This is a genomic window from Roseateles sp. (assembly GCF_047654785.1).
Taxonomy (GTDB): domain Bacteria; phylum Pseudomonadota; class Gammaproteobacteria; order Burkholderiales; family Burkholderiaceae_C; genus Pelomonas.
The window spans coordinates 495,176-512,398 of record NZ_JASGKQ010000001.1; the positions used below are offsets into that span (position 1 = coordinate 495,176).

Below are 17,223 nucleotides of genomic sequence, written 5' to 3' on the forward strand. Positions count from 1 at the left end.
AATACTGTATAAAAGTACAGTTTTCGTGCCGCCATGCCTCCCTCCGCTGTCTCCCTCGCCACCGACCCGCTGCTGGACGCCGCCCTGCAGGGCCGGCTGTGGCGTGGCAGCAGCCTGGGCGCCCAGGCCGCGCCGACGCTGCCCAGCGGCTTCGCGGCGCTGGACGCCGAACTGCCCGGCGGCGGCTGGCCGGTGCAGGCGGTGGTGGAGCTGCTGGCGCCGCAGTTCGGCGTGCTGGAGTGGCGGCTGCTGGCGCCCGGCCTGCGCGCCTGGTGGGCCGCCGCGCCGGCCGGGCCGGGCCCGCTGCTGCTGGTGAACCCGCCGCACACGCCGCACCTGCCCGGCCTGCAGGCGCTGGGGCTGCCGCCGTCGGCGCTGGTCTGGGTGTCGGCGGCCACGCCGGCGCAGCAGCTGTGGGCGGCCGAGCAGGCGATCAAGTCGCGCGTGGCCGTGCTGGCCTGGCTGCCCGAGGCGCGGCCGGAGCAACTGCGGCGGCTGCAGGTCGGCGCGCTGGGCTCGGCGGCGCCGGCCTTCCTGCTGCGGCCGGAGCCCGCCCGGCAGCAGGCCTCGGCCGCGCCGCTGCGCCTGGTCGTGCGGCCGGGCGACGGCGGCGGCCTGGCGGTGCACCTGCTCAAGCGCCGCGGCCCCGCGCACGAGGGCTGGCTGGCGCTGCCGGCCGCGCCGGCGGCGCTCGCGCCGCTGCGGGCCGCCGCCGGGGGCGCGGCGCCCCGGCCCGCGCCGGCCCGTCCGTCCCGTCCGTCCCTGGAGCGCGGCGATGCGCTGGCTCGCCCTGTGCTGCCCGCCTGACGCGCCGGCCGGCGACCGCGATGCGCTGGCCTGGCTGGCGCTGGGCTTCACGCCCCGGGTCGCGCGGCTGGAGGAGGCGGTGGTGGCCGAGGTGTCGGCCAGCCTGCGGCTGTTCCGCGGCGCGCGGGCGCTGCGCCAGCGCCTGCAGCACGAGGCCGCCCAGGCCGGCCTGGCGCTGGGCGCCGTCGCCTGGGCGCCCACGGCGTTGGCCGCGCTGGCGCTGGCGCGCTGCCCGCAGCCCCCGTGCGCCGGCCCGCCGGGCGCGCGGCTGGACGCGCTGCCGCTGCCCGCGCTCACCGCCGCCCGCGCCCACCACGCGATGCTGGCCCGCCTGGGCTGCACCCGCCTGGGCGAGCTGCGCCGGCTGCCGCGCGCGGCGCTGGCCCGGCGCTTCGGCCCCGCGCTGCTGGCCGCGCTGGACCAGGCCTACGGCGAGCGCCCCGAGGCGCACGACTGGCTGACGCTGCCCGAGCGCTTCGACGCGCGGCTGGAGCTGCCCTGGCGCGTGGCGCATGCGCCCGTGCTGCTGCACTTCGCCGAGGCGCTGCTGCGCCAGCTGTGCGCCTTCCTGGCCGCGCGCCAGGCCGGCGTGCGCGCGCTGCGCCTGGCCTGGCGGCACGACGCGATGCGCCCGCGCGACGCGGCCGATGGCGGCGAGCTGACCGTGGCCACGGCCGACACGACGCGCGACCTGCGCCGCCTGTCGCGCCTGCTGGGCGAGCACCTGGCGCGCACCCCGCTGGCCGCGCCGGCCGGCGAGATCCGCGTCAGCGCCGACACCCTGCTGCCGCTGGCGGCGCCGAGCGCCAGCCTGCTGCCCGGCGGCCACGAACCGCAGGAGCGCAGCGCCTGCCATGCGCTGCTGGAGCGCCTGTCCGTGCGCCTGGGCGCCGGCCAGGTGCGCGAGGGCCGCCTGCACGAAGACCACCGGCTGGAGCACATGCAGCGCTGGCAGGCCTGGCCGGCGCCGCCCGCGCCGGCCGCCGCCGTGCGCCGCCCGCCCGGGCCGCAGCCGACCTGGCTGGTGGAGCCGCCGCAGCCACTGCGCTGCGACGCGCGGGAGCAGCCGCTGCTGGCCGGCCCGCTCGTGCGCGTCAGCGGGCCGCACCGCGTGGAGGCCGGCTGGTGGGACGGCGGCGCGCACATGCGCGACTACTTCGTCTACCGCAGCGCCACGCGCGGGCTGCTGTGGCTGTACCGCGAGCGGCTGCCGGCCGACGCGGCGGGATGGTTCCTGCACGGGGTGTTCGCATGAGCCTGGCGGGCGGGGTCGTGCCCGGCTACGCGGAGCTGCACTGCCTGACGGCGTTCAGCTTCCTGCGCGGCGCGTCCGAGCCGGCGGAGCTGGTGGAGCGCGCCGCCGCGCTCGGCTACGAGGCGCTGGCCCTCACCGACGAATGCTCGCTGGCCGGCGTCGTGCGCGCGCACCGGCGGCTGCGCGAGATGCGCGAGGCGGCGGCGCATGCCGGCCTGCCGTCGCCCCGGCTCCGGCTGCTGGTCGGCAGCGAATTCCTCGTGCGCGACGACGTCGGCGAGCCGCGCTTCAAGCTGGTGCTGATCGCGCAGGACCTCCACGGCTACGGCAACCTCAGCCAGTTCATCACCCGGCTGCGCCGCGCCAGCCCGGTGAAGGGCGAGTACGCGCTGCACTGGCGCCAGCTCGAACCCGAGCGCCTGGGCGGCTGCCTGGCCCTGCTGGTGCCGCCGCGCGAGGCGGCGGACGACGCGCTGCTGCCGCCCGCGCAGTGGCTGCTGCAGCACTTCACCGGCCGCGCGTGGATCGCCGTGGAGCTGCTGCGCGAGGCCGGCGACGCGGCCTGGCTGGCGCGGCTGCAGGCGCTGTCGGCGGCCACCGCGCTGCCGCTGGTGGCGGCCGGCGACGTGCACTTCCACCGGCGCTCGCGCAAGGCGCTGCAGGACGTGATGACCGCCACCCGGCTGGGCCGCCCGGTGGCCCGCTGCGGCTTCGACCTGCAGCCCAACGCCGAGCGCCACCTGCGCACCCGCCCGCGCCTGGCCCAGGTCTACCCGCCCGGCCTGCTGGCCGAGACGCTGCGGGTGGCCGCGCGCTGCCGCTTCGCGCTGACCGAGCTCAGCTACCAGTACCCCAGCGAGGTGGTGCCGCCCGGCCGCAGCGCGATGCAGCACCTGCGGGCGCTGACCGAGGCCGGCGCGCGCGAGCGCTGGCCGGCCGGCGTGCCCGGCGCGTTCCGCCAGCGCATCGACAAGGAGCTCGCGCTGATCGAGGCGCTGCGCTACGAGCACTACTTCCTGACCGTGGCCGACGTGGTGGCGCACGCGCGCGGCCTCGGCATCCTGTGCCAGGGCCGCGGCTCGGCGGCCAACAGCGTCGTCTGCTACTGCCTGCACATCACGGCGGTGGACCCGGCCGAGAGCACGCTGCTGTTCGAGCGCTTCATCAGCAAGGAGCGCAACGAGCCGCCCGACATCGACGTGGACTTCGAGCACGACCGCCGCGAGCTCGTCATCCAGTACCTCTACCGGAAATACGGCCGCCACCGCGCCGCGCTCACCGCCGTCGTCACCTGCTACCGCCCGCGCAGCGCGATCCGCGACGTCGGCCGGGCGCTGGGCTTCAGCGACGAGCAGCTGGAGATCATGCGCAAGGACCACGGCGGCTGGGTGTCCGAGGTGTTCCCCGACGCCCACCGCGAGGCCCTGCTGCGGCGGCTCGGCCTGCCGGGCGACGACCCGCGCCTGCAGCGCCTCATCGCGCTGGCCCGCCAGCTCAACGGGCTGCCGCGCCACCTGTCGCAGCACGTCGGCGGCTTCGTGCTGACCGAGGGGCCGCTGGAACGCCTGGTGCCCATCGAGAACGCGGCGATGCCGGGCCGCAGCGTCATCGAGTGGGACAAGGACGACATCGACGAGCTGAAGATCATGAAGGTGGACGTGCTCGCGCTGGGCATGCTCAGCGCGCTGCGGCGCTGCTTCGAGCTGGTCAACCCGCTGCGCGGGCAGCGCTACGGGCTGGCCACCATCCCGCAGGACTGCGGCGCCACCTACGACATGATCTGCGCGGCCGACACCATCGGCACCTTCCAGATCGAGAGCCGCGCGCAGATGTCCATGCTGCCGCGGCTGCGGCCGCGCTGCTACTACGACCTGGTCGTCGAAGTCGCCATCGTGCGCCCCGGCCCCATCGAGGGCGGCATGGTGCACCCCTACCTGAAGAACCGCGCGCTGCCCGACGACCGGATCGACTACCCCAAGGGCCTGCGCGACGCGCTGCACCGCACCCGGGGCGTGCCCATCTTCCAGGAGCAGATCATGCAGGTCGCGATGATCGCGGCCGGCTTCAGCGCCGGCGAGGCCGACCAGCTGCGCCGCGCCATGGCCGCCTGGAAACGCCCCGGCGTGCTGGAGGCCTACTACGACAAGGTGGTCAGCGGCATGCGCCGCAACGGCTACGACGACGCCTTCGCCGAGCGCATCTTCAAGCAGATCAAGGGCTTCTCCAGCTACGGCTTCCCCGAGTCCCACGCGGCCAGCTTCGCGCTGCTGACCTACGTCAGCTGCTGGTTCAAGCGCCACGAGCCCGCCGCCTTCCTGTGCGCGCTGCTGAACTCGCAGCCGCTGGGCTTCTACACGCCCGGCCAGCTCGTGCAGGACGCGCGCCGCCACGACGTCGAGGTGCGCGCCGTCGACGTGAACCACAGCGACCGGGACAGCACGCTGGCGCCGCGCCCCGGCCAGCCGCAGCCGGCCGTGCGGCTGGGCCTGCGTCTGGTCGCCGGGCTGGGCGCCGAGGCGGCCGGGCGCATCGAGGCGGCCCGCCGCGGCGGCGGCGCCTTCCGCCACGCGCAGGACCTGGCCCTGCGCGCCCGCCTCACGCAAGCCGACCTGCAGCACCTGGCCGCCGCCGATGCGCTCGCCAGCCTGGCCGGCCACCGCCGCCAGCAGGTCTGGCAGGCCACGGCGCTGCACGAGATGCCCGAACTGCTGCAAGGCAGCCTGCTGCCCGAGCACGGCCTGGCGCTGCCCGCGGCCGGCGAGGGCGAGGAGGTGCTGTGGGACTACGCCGCCACCGGCCTCACGCTGCGCCGCCACCCGCTGGCGCTGCTGCGCCCGCGCCTGGCGCGCGAGGGCTGGCTCAACGCGGCGCAGCTGCAGGGCCACCCGCACGGCCGCACGGCGCGCGCCTGCGGCATCGTCACCGGCCGTCAGAAGCCGCAGACGGCCAAGGGCACGCTGTTCATCACGCTGGAAGACGAGACCGGCCACGTGCAGGTCATCGTCTGGCCCGACCTCTACGCCCAGCACCGCGACGTCATCCTCGGCGCCCGGCTGCTGGCCGTGGAAGGCCCATGGCAGCGCGGGGATGGCGGCGTGCGGCACCTGCTGGGGCGGCGGTTCACCAACCTGAACGAGCGGCTGGGGCGGCTGCCGACGGAGAGCCGGGATTTCCGGTGAGCCGCCCCCACCAAGACGAAGGCCGCGCGTCTTGCGACTTCGCGGCCTTCCATTTGGTGCATCTTTCAGCTTGTTAGCGTCCAGAGCGCATTTCCCAGTGAATCGGGTGCAGCCATCCTAACCGGACTGACCAAGCGCAGCTTGCGGAGCAACCCTGATGCGTTGCGCCCGGCGGCTCCCGTCAAATGCCGGGCTCGACCACAACAATGCTCCTGGGAGGACGCATGAAATACCGCCTGGCACTCGACCTGGGCTCCACCTCGCTTGGATGGGCCATGGTGCTGCTCAACGGCCAAGACCGGCCCTGCGCCATCGTCCGTACCGGGGTGCGCATCTTTCCAGACGGCCGCAATCCAAAGGACGGCTCGTCCCTGGCCGTCACGCGCCGCAATGCCCGTGCGATGCGCCGCCGCCGCGACCGCCTGCTCAAGCGCAAGGCGCGCATGCAGCGGCTGCTGATCGAGCATGGCTTCTTCCCCGCCGACGAGGCCGCGCGCAAGGCGCTGGAAACGCTCAATCCCTACGAGTTGCGCGCCAAGGGCCTGGATGCGGCGCTCACGCCTGCCGAGTTCGCCCGCGCGCTGTTCCACATCAACCAGCGCCGCGGCTTCAAGAGCAATCGCCGCACCGACAAGAGGGACAACGACAGCAGCGCGCTGAAGGCCGCCATCGGTAGCCTGCGCGCGCAATTGGACGCCGCGGGCGCCGACGGCAAGCCGCGCACGGTGGGCGAATTGCTGTGGCGGCGCATGAACGATCCTGCCGTGCGCACCGTGCGTGCCCGCTACCGGGAACAGCGCGTCACGCGGGAAGATGGCAAGCCTCGCGTCGACAAGAGCTACGACCTGTATGTGGATCGCGCGATGGTCGAGGCCGAATTCGATGCGTTGTGGGCCCAACAAGCGACCCTCAACCCGGCCCAGTTCAACGAGGCCGCCCACGCGGCGTTGAAGGACTGCTTGCTGCATCAGCGCAAGCTGCGCCCCGTCAAGCCCGGCCGCTGCACGCTGGAGCCCGACGAGCCGCGAGCCCCGCTGGCCCTGCCCAGCCAGCAGCGGTTCCGCATCCTGCAAGAAGTCAACCATCTGCGGCTGCTGGGTGGCCGGCTGCTGGAAGAAGCCTTGAGCCTGGAGCAGCGCGACAAGCTGGTGGCGGCGCTGGAGCAGGGCAGTAAGTCCTTCAAGACGGCCATCCCCAAGCTGCTGGGCCTGCCCGGCGCGGTGCAGTTCAACTTGGCCGATGCCAAGCGCCTCGAGCTGAAAGGCAATGCCACCAGCGTGCTGTTGGGCAAGAAGGACTTTTTCGGCCCCGCCTGGTACGGCTTCGACGAGGCGCGCCAGGACGAGATAGTCATGCGCATCCTGGAGGAGGAAAGCGAGGCGTCGTTGGTGGACTGGCTGATGGCCTCCACCGGCGTGGACGAGGCGCATGCGCTGAAGATCGCCAATGCGTCGCTGCCCGAAGGTTATGGCGCTTTGAGCGCCAAGGCGCTGGTGAAGATCCTGCCTGCCATGCGCGCCGAGGTCATCACCTACGACAAGGCCGTGCTGGCGGCGGGCTATGACCACCACAGCCACATCAGTCATGCCGCCTCGACCGGAGAAATCCTGCCGGCGCTGCCCTACTACGGCGAATACCTGCAACGCCACGTCGGCTTCGGCACGGGCGAACTGAACGACCCGCCGGAGAAGCGCTTCGGCCGCATCGCCAACCCCACGGTGCATATCGGCCTGAACCAGGTGCGCGTGGTCGTCAATGCGCTGATCAAACGCTATGGCCACCCCGCCGAGGTGATCGTGGAGGTGGCGCGCGATCTCAAGCAGAGCCAGGAACAGCGTCGTGAAACCCACGAGCAGCAGGCCAGGTACCAGAGGCGCAACGAGCGGTTGCGCAAGGAGGCGGCCGCCATCCTGGAAATCGCCGAGGAGCGCGTCCGGCACGCGGACATCCAGAAGCTGATCCTGTGGGAAGAGCTGAGCTTCGACGTGGCAGACCGGCGCTGCCCCTACAGCGGCGTACAGCTCAGCGCCGCGATGGTGCTTGGCGAGCAGGTGGAGATCGAGCACATCCTGCCCTTCTCGCAGACGCTGGACGACAGCCTCAACAACAAGACTTTGGCGTTGCGTCAGGCCAACCGCGTCAAGGGCAACCGCACGCCTTGGCAGGCGCGTGAGGATTTTGCCGCCCAGGGCTGGGACTATGACGGCATCCTGTTGCGCGCCGAACGCATGCCGCGCGCCAAGCGCCAGCGATTCGCGCCGGACGGCTATGAGAAGTGGCTGAAGGAGGACAAGGACTTCCTCGCCCGCGCGCTCAACGACACGCGGCACATGAGCCGCGTGGCCCGGGAGTACCTGAGCCTGATCTGTCCGGCTGGCACGCGCGTGATTCCAGGGCAGATGACGGCCATGCTGCGGGCCAAGTTCGGCCTCAATGACATCCTCGGCCTGAACGGCGAAAAGAACCGGAACGACCACCGGCACCACGCCGTGGACGCCTGCGTGATCGCCGTGACCGACCAGGGCCTGCTGCAGCGCTTTGCCCAGGCCAGCGCCGATGCGCGAGGTAAGGGGCTGGATCGGCTGGTCGAAACCATGCCCGACCCGTGGCCGACCTATCGGGATCAGGTGAAGCGGGCCGTTCACGCGATCTGGGTGAGCCACAAGCCGGATCATGGGCATGAGGGCAGTATGTTCAAAGAGACGGCCTTCGGTATCCGTCGTGATGGATCCATCGTCCAAAAGATGAATGCCGATGGGGAAGTGGGTCGCATCAACGCGTATGTGGTGCCGATGACTGCACCTAGCCAGCGACAGCGGCATGGATTCGACCACCAAGGCCATCCCCGGGCTTACAAAGGCTATGTGCCCGACGGCAACTTTTGCATCGAGATCGTTGCCGGCGAATCCGGCAAGTGGCAGGGCGAGGTCACGGCGACCTTTGAGGCCTATGCCGTTGCTCGCCAGCATGGCGCGCAGGCACTGCATAACCCAAAGCTCAGCCTGAGCGGAAAGCCGCTGCTGATGCGGTTGATGATCGACGATCTCATCCGGCTCGAAATCGATGGCTGTCTCAGATTGATGCGCGTTGCCTCCATCAACGCGGCTGGGCGATTGAGTCTGGCAGATCACAACGAAGCCAATGTCGATGCTCGCAATCGAGACAAGGAGGGTGACTGGCGCTACACCTACAAGCAAGCCGGATCGCTCAAAGCGGCAAAGGGCCGCAGGGTCACTGTCTCCCCCATCGGCGAACTCCGCGACCCCGGCTTCAAGGAGTAAGCCTCATGATCGGCCGCATCGTCGAAGTGGCCGATGACCGGCGGCATTTGTTCATGCACCGTGGCTTCATGGTCGTCAAGGACACCGAAGGTCCGGGCAGGGAATTGGGGCAGGTGCCGCTGGACGACATTGCCGCCGTGATCGCCAATGCGCAGGGCCTGAGCTACACCAACAACCTGCTGGTGGCGCTGGCCGAGCGCGGCGCGCCCTTCGTGCTGTGCGGCGCCAACCACAACGCAGTGGGCATGCTGCTGCCCATCGAGGGCAATTTCGAGCAGTCCAAACGCATCGAGGCGCAGATCGCCGCCAACCTACCCACGCATAAACGCATGTGGGCCGCCGTGGTGCGCTCCAAGCTGGAGCAGCAGGCCGCCGCACTCGAAGCGGCGGGCGCGCCGACTGCACCGCTCACCGCCTTGGCCGCCAAGGTGCGTAGCGGCGACCCCGACAACCTGGAAGCCCAGGGCGCCCGGCGCTACTGGGGTCTATTGTTTGGCGAGGGCTTCCGGCGCGATCAGCAAGGAGGCGGGCTCAATGGCCTGCTCAACTATGGCTATACCGTCATGCGTGCGGCGATGGCCCGTGCCGTCATTGCCGCCGGCCTGCATCCGGGCATCGGCCTGCACCACAGCCACGACAACAACGCGATGCGCCTGGTCGACGACCTGATGGAGCCGTTCCGGCCGATGATCGACCTCAAGGTCTGGCAACTGCGGCGCAATGGCGAAGAACTGGTCAACCCGGATTCCAAACGCGCGCTGGTTCGCACGCTCTACGACGACATGCAAACGGCCGCAGGCGCGACGCCCGTGACCGTCTGTGCGCAGCGGCTGGCCGTGTCGCTGGCGCAGGTCTACCTGGGTGAGCGCGACAAGCTGGACTTGCCGCTGCCCGGCCTGCCGCTGTCGCTGGCGTCCGCCCTGCGGGACGATGAATGAGGGCGAGGCCGGCCACATGCTCACGGGATACCGGCTGATGTGGATGGTGGTCATGTTCGACCTGCCCGTGGTCGAGAAGTCCGAGCGCCGCGCCGCCACCGAGTTCCGCAATGCGCTGCTGGACATGGGCTTCGAGATGAGCCAGTTCAGTGTCTACATGCGCTTCTGCACCAGCGGCACGCAGGTCGAGACCTACTGCCGCCGCGTCGAGAGCGCCTTGCCCACGGGCGGCAAGGTCCATATCCTGCAGTTCACCGACAAGCAGTACGAACGCATCATCAGCTACCAAGGCAAGGCCAAGCAGCCCGCGAAAAAAGCACCGGATCAGTTCGACCTCTTCTAGCCGCAGACATGCTTCCGACGTCGCTAAAAAGCAAAAAACCCTTGACGAATCAAGGGCTTAGTGCCGAACTAGTCTAGTTCACTGGGAAATGCGCTCTGGCCGGAACAAGGACCACCTGCGCGTGCAGGCCATGGGCAGTCTAGTTCACTGGGAAATGCGCTCTGGCCGGAACTGACGCCGAAGTTCCAGCCCGCCGCCGTGAGTCTAGTTCACTGGGAAATGCGCTCTGGCCGGAACTTATTAACAGGTAACCGCCCTACTGTCCTTAGTCTAGTTCACTGGGAAATGCGCTCTGGCCGGAACGAAGTCGCCGGAGTCAGCGAAGAAAGATGCAGTCTAGTTCACTGGGAAATGCGCTCTGGCCGGAACGACACGTCCGTGTGGGTGCGGACCCTCCGGAGTCTAGTTCACTGGGAAATGCGCTCTGGCCGGAACCCCGTAGTCTGATTGATGCTGTCGACGCGCAGTCTAGTTCACTGGGAAATGCGCTCTGGCCGGAACCTGCGGCGCCGTTGTTGTTGATTGGCCGCTAGTCTAGTTCACTGGGAAATGCGCTCTGGCCGGAACCCAGAACTCCGTCGTGACAGAGAAGGACTGAGTCTAGTTCACTGGGAAATGCGCTCTGGCCGGAACGGCGCGCGCGTGTGGGCCTTTCGGGTGTTCAGTCTAGTTCACTGGGAAATGCGCTCTGGCCGGAACACGCACTCGTAGCGCATAGGCGTCGGGATCAGTCTAGTTCACTGGGAAATGCGCTCTGGCCGGAACCCCGGGACTGGCCGAGCAGCTCCCCGAGTAGTCTAGTTCACTGGGAAATGCGCTCTGGCCGGAACATGACCGCGAAGTGCCGGAAAATGTTGGCGAGTCTAGTTCACTGGGAAATGCGCTCTGGCCGGAACGACAAGGCAACGCGCAAGCCTTTCGATGCAAGTCTAGTTCACTGGGAAATGCGCTCTGGCCGGAACAGGTCGTGCACTACGGCCTCGAGCTGGGCGAGTCTAGTTCACTGGGAAATGCGCTCTGGCCGGAACTTGTTGCTCCCGGCCGCGCTGTCCCAGCGGAGTCTAGTTCACTGGGAAATGCGCTCTGGCCGGAACTTACTTGCCCGGCAGATACCGCTTCGAGATAGTCTAGTTCACTGGGAAATGCGCTCTGGCCGGAACGCGGCGGTGGAGTACGCCGTCGCCGCGATCAGTCTAGTTCACTGGGAAATGCGCTCTGGCCGGAACCCTGCGGTGAGCGCCCAGCGGCCGTCAGCGAGTCTAGTTCACTGGGAAATGCGCTCTGGCCGGAACCCACACGATGGACATCTACCAGGCCATCGCAGTCTAGTTCACTGGGAAATGCGCTCTGGCCGGAACTAGTTCCACCGCACAACCAAACCGGAGGCCAGTCTAGTTCACTGGGAAATGCGCTCTGGCCGGAACATCGACAACGACGGCCCGCTGGAGCACCTGAGTCTAGTTCACTGGGAAATGCGCTCTGGCCGGAACGACGGTCCCAAGCTTCACCATCGGCAGCAGAGTCTAGTTCACTGGGAAATGCGCTCTGGCCGGAACTCGTGGAACTCGCGCGCCTTGTCCGGATCGAGTCTAGTTCACTGGGAAATGCGCTCTGGCCGGAACCCAAACCTCATTGCGATGAATGTGCTTGACAGTCTAGTTCACTGGGAAATGCGCTCTGGCCGGAACTGGCGCCACGTTCTGGAGGTTCGTCAGCTGAGTCTAGTTCACTGGGAAATGCGCTCTGGCCGGAACGAGCGCGTCCATGGGTTCGCGCAGCAGGGGAGTCTAGTTCACTGGGAAATGCGCTCTGGCCGGAACGCCCCGGGCCAGCGCAGCCGAAGTAGGCCGAGTCTAGTTCACTGGGAAATGCGCTCTGGCCGGAACAGAAACGGGCTTGATTGACGGCGGCGACATAGTCTAGTTCACTGGGAAATGCGCTCTGGCCGGAACCGCAGCTTTTGCTGGTGCTCGCGCTGCATGAGTCTAGTTCACTGGGAAATGCGCTCTGGCCGGAACATCATCAGCCCATTCGTCGTCATGAGCCGCAGTCTAGTTCACTGGGAAATGCGCTCTGGCCGGAACTGCTCATGATGTGATCCTTTCAGGATTCCCGAGTCTAGTTCACTGGGAAATGCGCTCTGGCCGGAACCAGCGCGGGTACATCCCCCACGGGCTCTGTAGTCTAGTTCACTGGGAAATGCGCTCTGGCCGGAACGTGGCCGTCCAGCACGTCGCGCAGCGCCAGAGTCTAGTTCACTGGGAAATGCGCTCTGGCCGGAACAACACCGTGCTGCCGACCCTGATCGAGTTCAGTCTAGTTCACTGGGAAATGCGCTCTGGCCGGAACCGGACAAGTTCCTCCACAACGGCCAGCGCCAGTCTAGTTCACTGGGAAATGCGCTCTGGCCGGAACGCCTTCCTGATGCGCTACTACGGCGAGGGCAGTCTAGTTCACTGGGAAATGCGCTCTGGCCGGAACGCCGGGGTCTTTCTGCCGGCGCATGCCGCTAGTCTAGTTCACTGGGAAATGCGCTCTGGCCGGAACCCCAGGTGTCGGGCAGGGAGCAGTTGGCGGAGTCTAGTTCACTGGGAAATGCGCTCTGGCCGGAACCAGCTTGCCGCGCCAGGTGCCCGCCTGCCAAGTCTAGTTCACTGGGAAATGCGCTCTGGCCGGAACCGTCGCGGCAGGCGCCGCGCTCCGGGAGAAGTCTAGTTCACTGGGAAATGCGCTCTGGCCGGAACGCGCAACCGCCACGCTTGCGAGCTACGACGAGTCTAGTTCACTGGGAAATGCGCTCTGGCCGGAACTACTGGCTGTACCCACGCCACCCCGGCGACAGTCTAGTTCACTGGGAAATGCGCTCTGGCCGGAACGCCGGCGCTGACGGGCCGCTGCGCATCCGCAGTCTAGTTCACTGGGAAATGCGCTCTGGCCGGAACAGCTACATGCAGCAGGTGAGAGGCGAGTTCGAGTCTAGTTCACTGGGAAATGCGCTCTGGCCGGAACGGAACGGGATGGCAACGCCTTCGTCACCGCAGTCTAGTTCACTGGGAAATGCGCTCTGGCCGGAACGCGTGCTCGGCGCACTCGCCGAGGGCTTCGAGTCTAGTTCACTGGGAAATGCGCTCTGGCCGGAACGGGGCTGCCAGTGACCAACGGCGCGGCTGGAGTCTAGTTCACTGGGAAATGCGCTCTGGCCGGAACCAGTATGCGCGATGCGAACTGCGCCGCCGCAGTCTAGTTCACTGGGAAATGCGCTCTGGCCGGAACCGACGGGCGTGCTGGCCAGAAGCGGGGAGAAGTCTAGTTCACTGGGAAATGCGCTCTGGCCGGAACCTACACGCCGCTGCTGGAGAAGCTCACCGCAGTCTAGTTCACTGGGAAATGCGCTCTGGCCGGAACTTCATGCTGACGCACCCGAAGGGTGACGCCAGTCTAGTTCACTGGGAAATGCGCTCTGGCCGGAACCAGGACCATGAGCGGATGCGGGAGCTGCGGAGTCTAGTTCACTGGGAAATGCGCTCTGGCCGGAACTACCCGGGGCGGCCCCTTCGCTCAGCCGGCAGTCTAGTTCACTGGGAAATGCGCTCTGGCCGGAACGTGAGCGAGAAGGAATACGAGGCGCTGGTGAGTCTAGTTCACTGGGAAATGCGCTCTGGCCGGAACTTGGGGATAAGAGGCACGCAGGGCCGGCGCAGTCTAGTTCACTGGGAAATGCGCTCTGGCCGGAACGCGGGCCGCCTGGTTCGCTTCAAGCCCGGCAGTCTAGTTCACTGGGAAATGCGCTCTGGCCGGAACCGCCGCCATCCGCGAGGCCAAGGCCGAGAAAGTCTAGTTCACTGGGAAATGCGCTCTGGCCGGAACAGGCGCTTTACGAATGCGAACTCGCGTGCGAGTCTAGTTCACTGGGAAATGCGCTCTGGCCGGAACCCGCACTTCGGGCAGGCGTCATCCGCGCTCAGTCTAGTTCACTGGGAAATGCGCTCTGGCCGGAACAAAGCTCGATGTTCAACGTCATGGCGTGCCAGTCTAGTTCACTGGGAAATGCGCTCTGGCCGGAACCGACCGCACGCTGCGCAGCGAGCCGCTGCCAGTCTAGTTCACTGGGAAATGCGCTCTGGCCGGAACCAGATAGGCAGGTAGCGATGCAGGACGATTAGTCTAGTTCACTGGGAAATGCGCTCTGGCCGGAACGAATGCGCCGATGCCACCTGCGCCGCCGACAGTCTAGTTCACTGGGAAATGCGCTCTGGCCGGAACTGCCGCGAACGTCAAAGCCGCCTTCGCGGTAGTCTAGTTCACTGGGAAATGCGCTCTGGCCGGAACCTGCGGCGCCGTTGTTGTTGATTGGCCGCTAGTCTAGTTCACTGGGAAATGCGCTCTGGCCGGAACTTCGCCGACGACACGCTCGACCTCAAGCGCAGTCTAGTTCACTGGGAAATGCGCTCTGGCCGGAACGCCATTGCTCGTACGGTTTTGCCGCGTGCGAGTCTAGTTCACTGGGAAATGCGCTCTGGCCGGAACCGCCCGACCAGGCCGCCGAACTGCTGAACCAGTCTAGTTCACTGGGAAATGCGCTCTGGCCGGAACCAGCATGCTTGAACGGGCGCGGCGACATCTAGTCTAGTTCACTGGGAAATGCGCTCTGGCCGGAACAAGGACCATGTCCACCCGCTCCACCTTGGGAGTCTAGTTCACTGGGAAATGCGCTCTGGCCGGAACTTCTGTAGATGGCGCATTTGACGCTCTCGAAGTCTAGTTCACTGGGAAATGCGCTCTGGCCGGAACTCGCGCTCGGCCTTGGCGTTGCGCGCGATCAGTCTAGTTCACTGGGAAATGCGCTCTGGCCGGAACGGAACCATCGCTGCTTGACGTAACGGTTCTAGTCTAGTTCACTGGGAAATGCGCTCTGGCCGGAACCGCGTCGACGGTCAGGCACAAGTCGCGCAGAGTCTAGTTCACTGGGAAATGCGCTCTGGCCGGAACGCGCTGAACGTTCTCGATGATCTGCTTCGCAGTCTAGTTCACTGGGAAATGCGCTCTGGCCGGAACCGTGTCTTCGTGCGTCAACGTTGTCGGCTTAGTCTAGTTCACTGGGAAATGCGCTCTGGCCGGAACATGCCGTCCGCGTGCTCCTCGAGCGCGGCGAGTCTAGTTCACTGGGAAATGCGCTCTGGCCGGAACCCGCGCAGGTTCGCACCGTACAGGTCCGCGAGTCTAGTTCACTGGGAAATGCGCTCTGGCCGGAACACGGCAGGGTCGGCAGCGGGGGGCGCGGTGAGTCTAGTTCACTGGGAAATGCGCTCTGGCCGGAACTTCAGGCGCTGCACTTCGCCATCCACGTCAAGTCTAGTTCACTGGGAAATGCGCTCTGGCCGGAACCATATGACGCTTGTAACGACCGGGCAGCGGAGTCTAGTTCACTGGGAAATGCGCTCTGGCCGGAACTACACTGACGCGCACCATTTGCTGGGCGCGAGTCTAGTTCACTGGGAAATGCGCTCTGGCCGGAACAGCGACAGCACCGTGGCTCGCGTGCTGAGCAGTCTAGTTCACTGGGAAATGCGCTCTGGCCGGAACGCGGCGCCGGAGCTGCTGGAGGTCGTGCAAAGTCTAGTTCACTGGGAAATGCGCTCTGGCCGGAACCGGCCACTTCAGCAGGATCGCGGCGGCCTTAGTCTAGTTCACTGGGAAATGCGCTCTGGCCGGAACTCGGCCGACAGGAGGTTCTTCAGGACCGGGAGTCTAGTTCACTGGGAAATGCGCTCTGGCCGGAACCAAACCACCACGAACTCCTCGCCGCCGATGAGTCTAGTTCACTGGGAAATGCGCTCTGGCCGGAACTCGCACCCCCGTCGCCCAAGCGGCGGACACAGTCTAGTTCACTGGGAAATGCGCTCTGGCCGGAACTGGATCATGCACAGCAAACCCATGTTCGAAGTCTAGTTCACTGGGAAATGCGCTCTGGCCGGAACCACAACGGCGATGTGGTGAAGAACGCCGACAGTCTACTTTCGACACCCATCTCCGGCCACAGGCCGCCAATTTCCTGTCGGGCGCCGGCTACCGCTGGACAATCCAGCCCCATGCACGCCAGCGCCTACCTGAAGCTTTCCGTCGCGGTCGCCCTCGTGACCATCGCGCTGAAGGCGGCGGCCTGGTGGTGGACGGGCTCGGTCAGCCTGGCGGCGGATGCGCTGGAGTCGCTGGTCAACCTGGCCGGCGCCGTGTTTGCGCTGGCCATGGTGACGCTGGCCGCGCAGCCGCCGGACGCCGGCCACCCCTATGGCCACCACAAGGCCGAGTACTTCTCCAGCGGCTTCGAGGGCATCCTCATCATCGCCGCCGGCCTGGGCATCCTGTGGGGCGCGGCGGACCGCTGGCGCCATCCGCAGCCGCTGGAGGCCCTGGGCCTAGGCGTGTCGCTGTCGGTCGCCAGTTCGGCGCTGAATGGCGCGCTGGCCTGGGCCATGCTGCGCAAGGCGCGCGAGCTGCGTTCCGTGGCGCTGGAGGGCGACGCCCGCCACCTGATGACCGACGTGTGGACCTCCGCGGGCGTCGTGGCCGGGCTGGTCGGCGTGATGGCGACCGGCTGGCAGTGGCTGGACCCGCTGCTGGCCGGCCTGGTCGCGCTGAACATCCTGCGCGAAGGGGGGCATCTGGTCCGCCAGGCCAGCGGCGGGTTGATGGACCAGGCGCTGGACGCCGCCAGCCTCGCCGACGTGCAGGGCGTGCTGGACGGCTTCCGGCGCGGGCGCGCGGTGCGCTTCGACCACGTCGTCAGCCGCGTGGCCGGCCGGCGCCGCTTCATCGACCTGCACATGCACCTGCCCGCCGGCCTCACGCTGGGTCGCGCGGCGGCGCTGCGCGGCGAGGTGGAGCAGGCGCTGATGCGCGCGGTGCCGGGGCTGCACCCCAGCATCCAGCTGCTGCCGACGGACGTGGAAGCCCACACCCTGGACGGCGAGGACCTGGCGTGATCGCGCTGCTGCAACGGGTGCGCGAGGCGCGCGTGGAGGTGGACGGCGCCGTCGTCGGCGCCATCGGGCCGGGCCTGCTGATGCTGGTCTGCGCCGAGCCGGGCGACGGCGAGGCCAGCGCCGAGAAGCTGGTCGCCAAGGTGCTGAAGCTGCGCGTGTTCGGCGACGAGGCCGGCAAGATGAACCGCAGCCTGCAGGACGTGGGCGGCGGCCTGCTCATCGTCAGCCAGTTCACGCTGGCGGCCGACACCCGGGGCGGCAACCGGCCCAGCTTCACGGGCGCGGCGCCGGCCGAGCTGGGCCGCCGGCTCTACGAGCACACGCTGGCGTTCGCGCGCGGGCAGCATGCGGACGTCGCCAGCGGCCGGTTCGGCGCCGACATGCAGGTGCACCTCGTCAACGACGGGCCGGTGACGATTCCGCTGCGCGTCGCCTGA

At 67.7% G+C, this 17,223-nt stretch carries 8 protein-coding genes and 1 CRISPR repeat array; all 8 genes read left to right on the plus strand.

Annotation, left to right across the window (positions count from 1 at the left end; translation table 11 throughout):
* Positions 1 to 33 precede the first annotated feature (33 nt).
* The 8 genes from imuA (at position 34) to dtd (ending at position 17,223) form a co-directional block, all read left to right on the plus strand.
* On the plus strand, positions 34 to 807 hold the full coding sequence (gene imuA, locus QM788_RS02325) for a translesion DNA synthesis-associated protein ImuA (protein ID WP_415659858.1): 774 nt from the start codon (positions 34 to 36) through the stop codon (positions 805 to 807).
* Entirely contained in the window at positions 776 to 2,062 is a 1,287-nt protein-coding gene (locus QM788_RS02330; RefSeq protein ID WP_415659859.1) for a DNA polymerase Y family protein, read from the plus strand. The genes imuA and QM788_RS02330 overlap by 32 nt, the downstream gene beginning before the upstream one ends.
* Positions 2,059 to 5,241 (plus strand): error-prone DNA polymerase, encoded by a 3,183-nt coding sequence (locus QM788_RS02335; RefSeq protein WP_415659860.1) that lies wholly within the window; start codon positions 2,059 to 2,061, stop codon positions 5,239 to 5,241. Before QM788_RS02330 ends, QM788_RS02335 begins: the two co-directional genes overlap by 4 nt.
* A 224-nt stretch (positions 5,242 to 5,465) precedes the next feature.
* On the plus strand, positions 5,466 to 8,522 hold the full coding sequence (gene cas9, locus QM788_RS02340; protein WP_415659861.1) for a type II CRISPR RNA-guided endonuclease Cas9: 3,057 nt from the start codon (positions 5,466 to 5,468) through the stop codon (positions 8,520 to 8,522).
* A gap of 5 nt (positions 8,523 to 8,527) precedes the next feature.
* Positions 8,528 to 9,460, plus strand: a complete 933-nt coding sequence (gene cas1 / locus QM788_RS02345; RefSeq protein WP_415659862.1) for a type II CRISPR-associated endonuclease Cas1 — start codon at positions 8,528 to 8,530, stop codon at positions 9,458 to 9,460.
* Between the two features lie 16 nt (positions 9,461 to 9,476).
* The gene (gene cas2 / locus QM788_RS02350; RefSeq protein ID WP_415659863.1) at positions 9,477 to 9,803 is read left to right on the plus strand and encodes a CRISPR-associated endonuclease Cas2; all 327 of its coding nucleotides are present in this window, start codon (positions 9,477 to 9,479) and stop codon (positions 9,801 to 9,803) included.
* A 70-nt stretch (positions 9,804 to 9,873) separates the two neighbouring features.
* Positions 9,874 to 15,781: direct repeats of the CRISPR family, unit length 36 nt; unit sequence AGTCTAGTTCACTGGGAAATGCGCTCTGGCCGGAAC.
* A gap of 111 nt (positions 15,782 to 15,892) precedes the next feature.
* A complete protein-coding gene (locus tag QM788_RS02355; protein WP_415659864.1) occupies positions 15,893 to 16,786 on the plus strand; it encodes a cation diffusion facilitator family transporter in 894 nt (297 codons plus the stop codon).
* Positions 16,783 to 17,223, plus strand: a complete 441-nt coding sequence (gene dtd, locus QM788_RS02360) for a D-aminoacyl-tRNA deacylase (protein ID WP_415659865.1) — start codon at positions 16,783 to 16,785, stop codon at positions 17,221 to 17,223. The genes QM788_RS02355 and dtd overlap by 4 nt, the downstream gene beginning before the upstream one ends.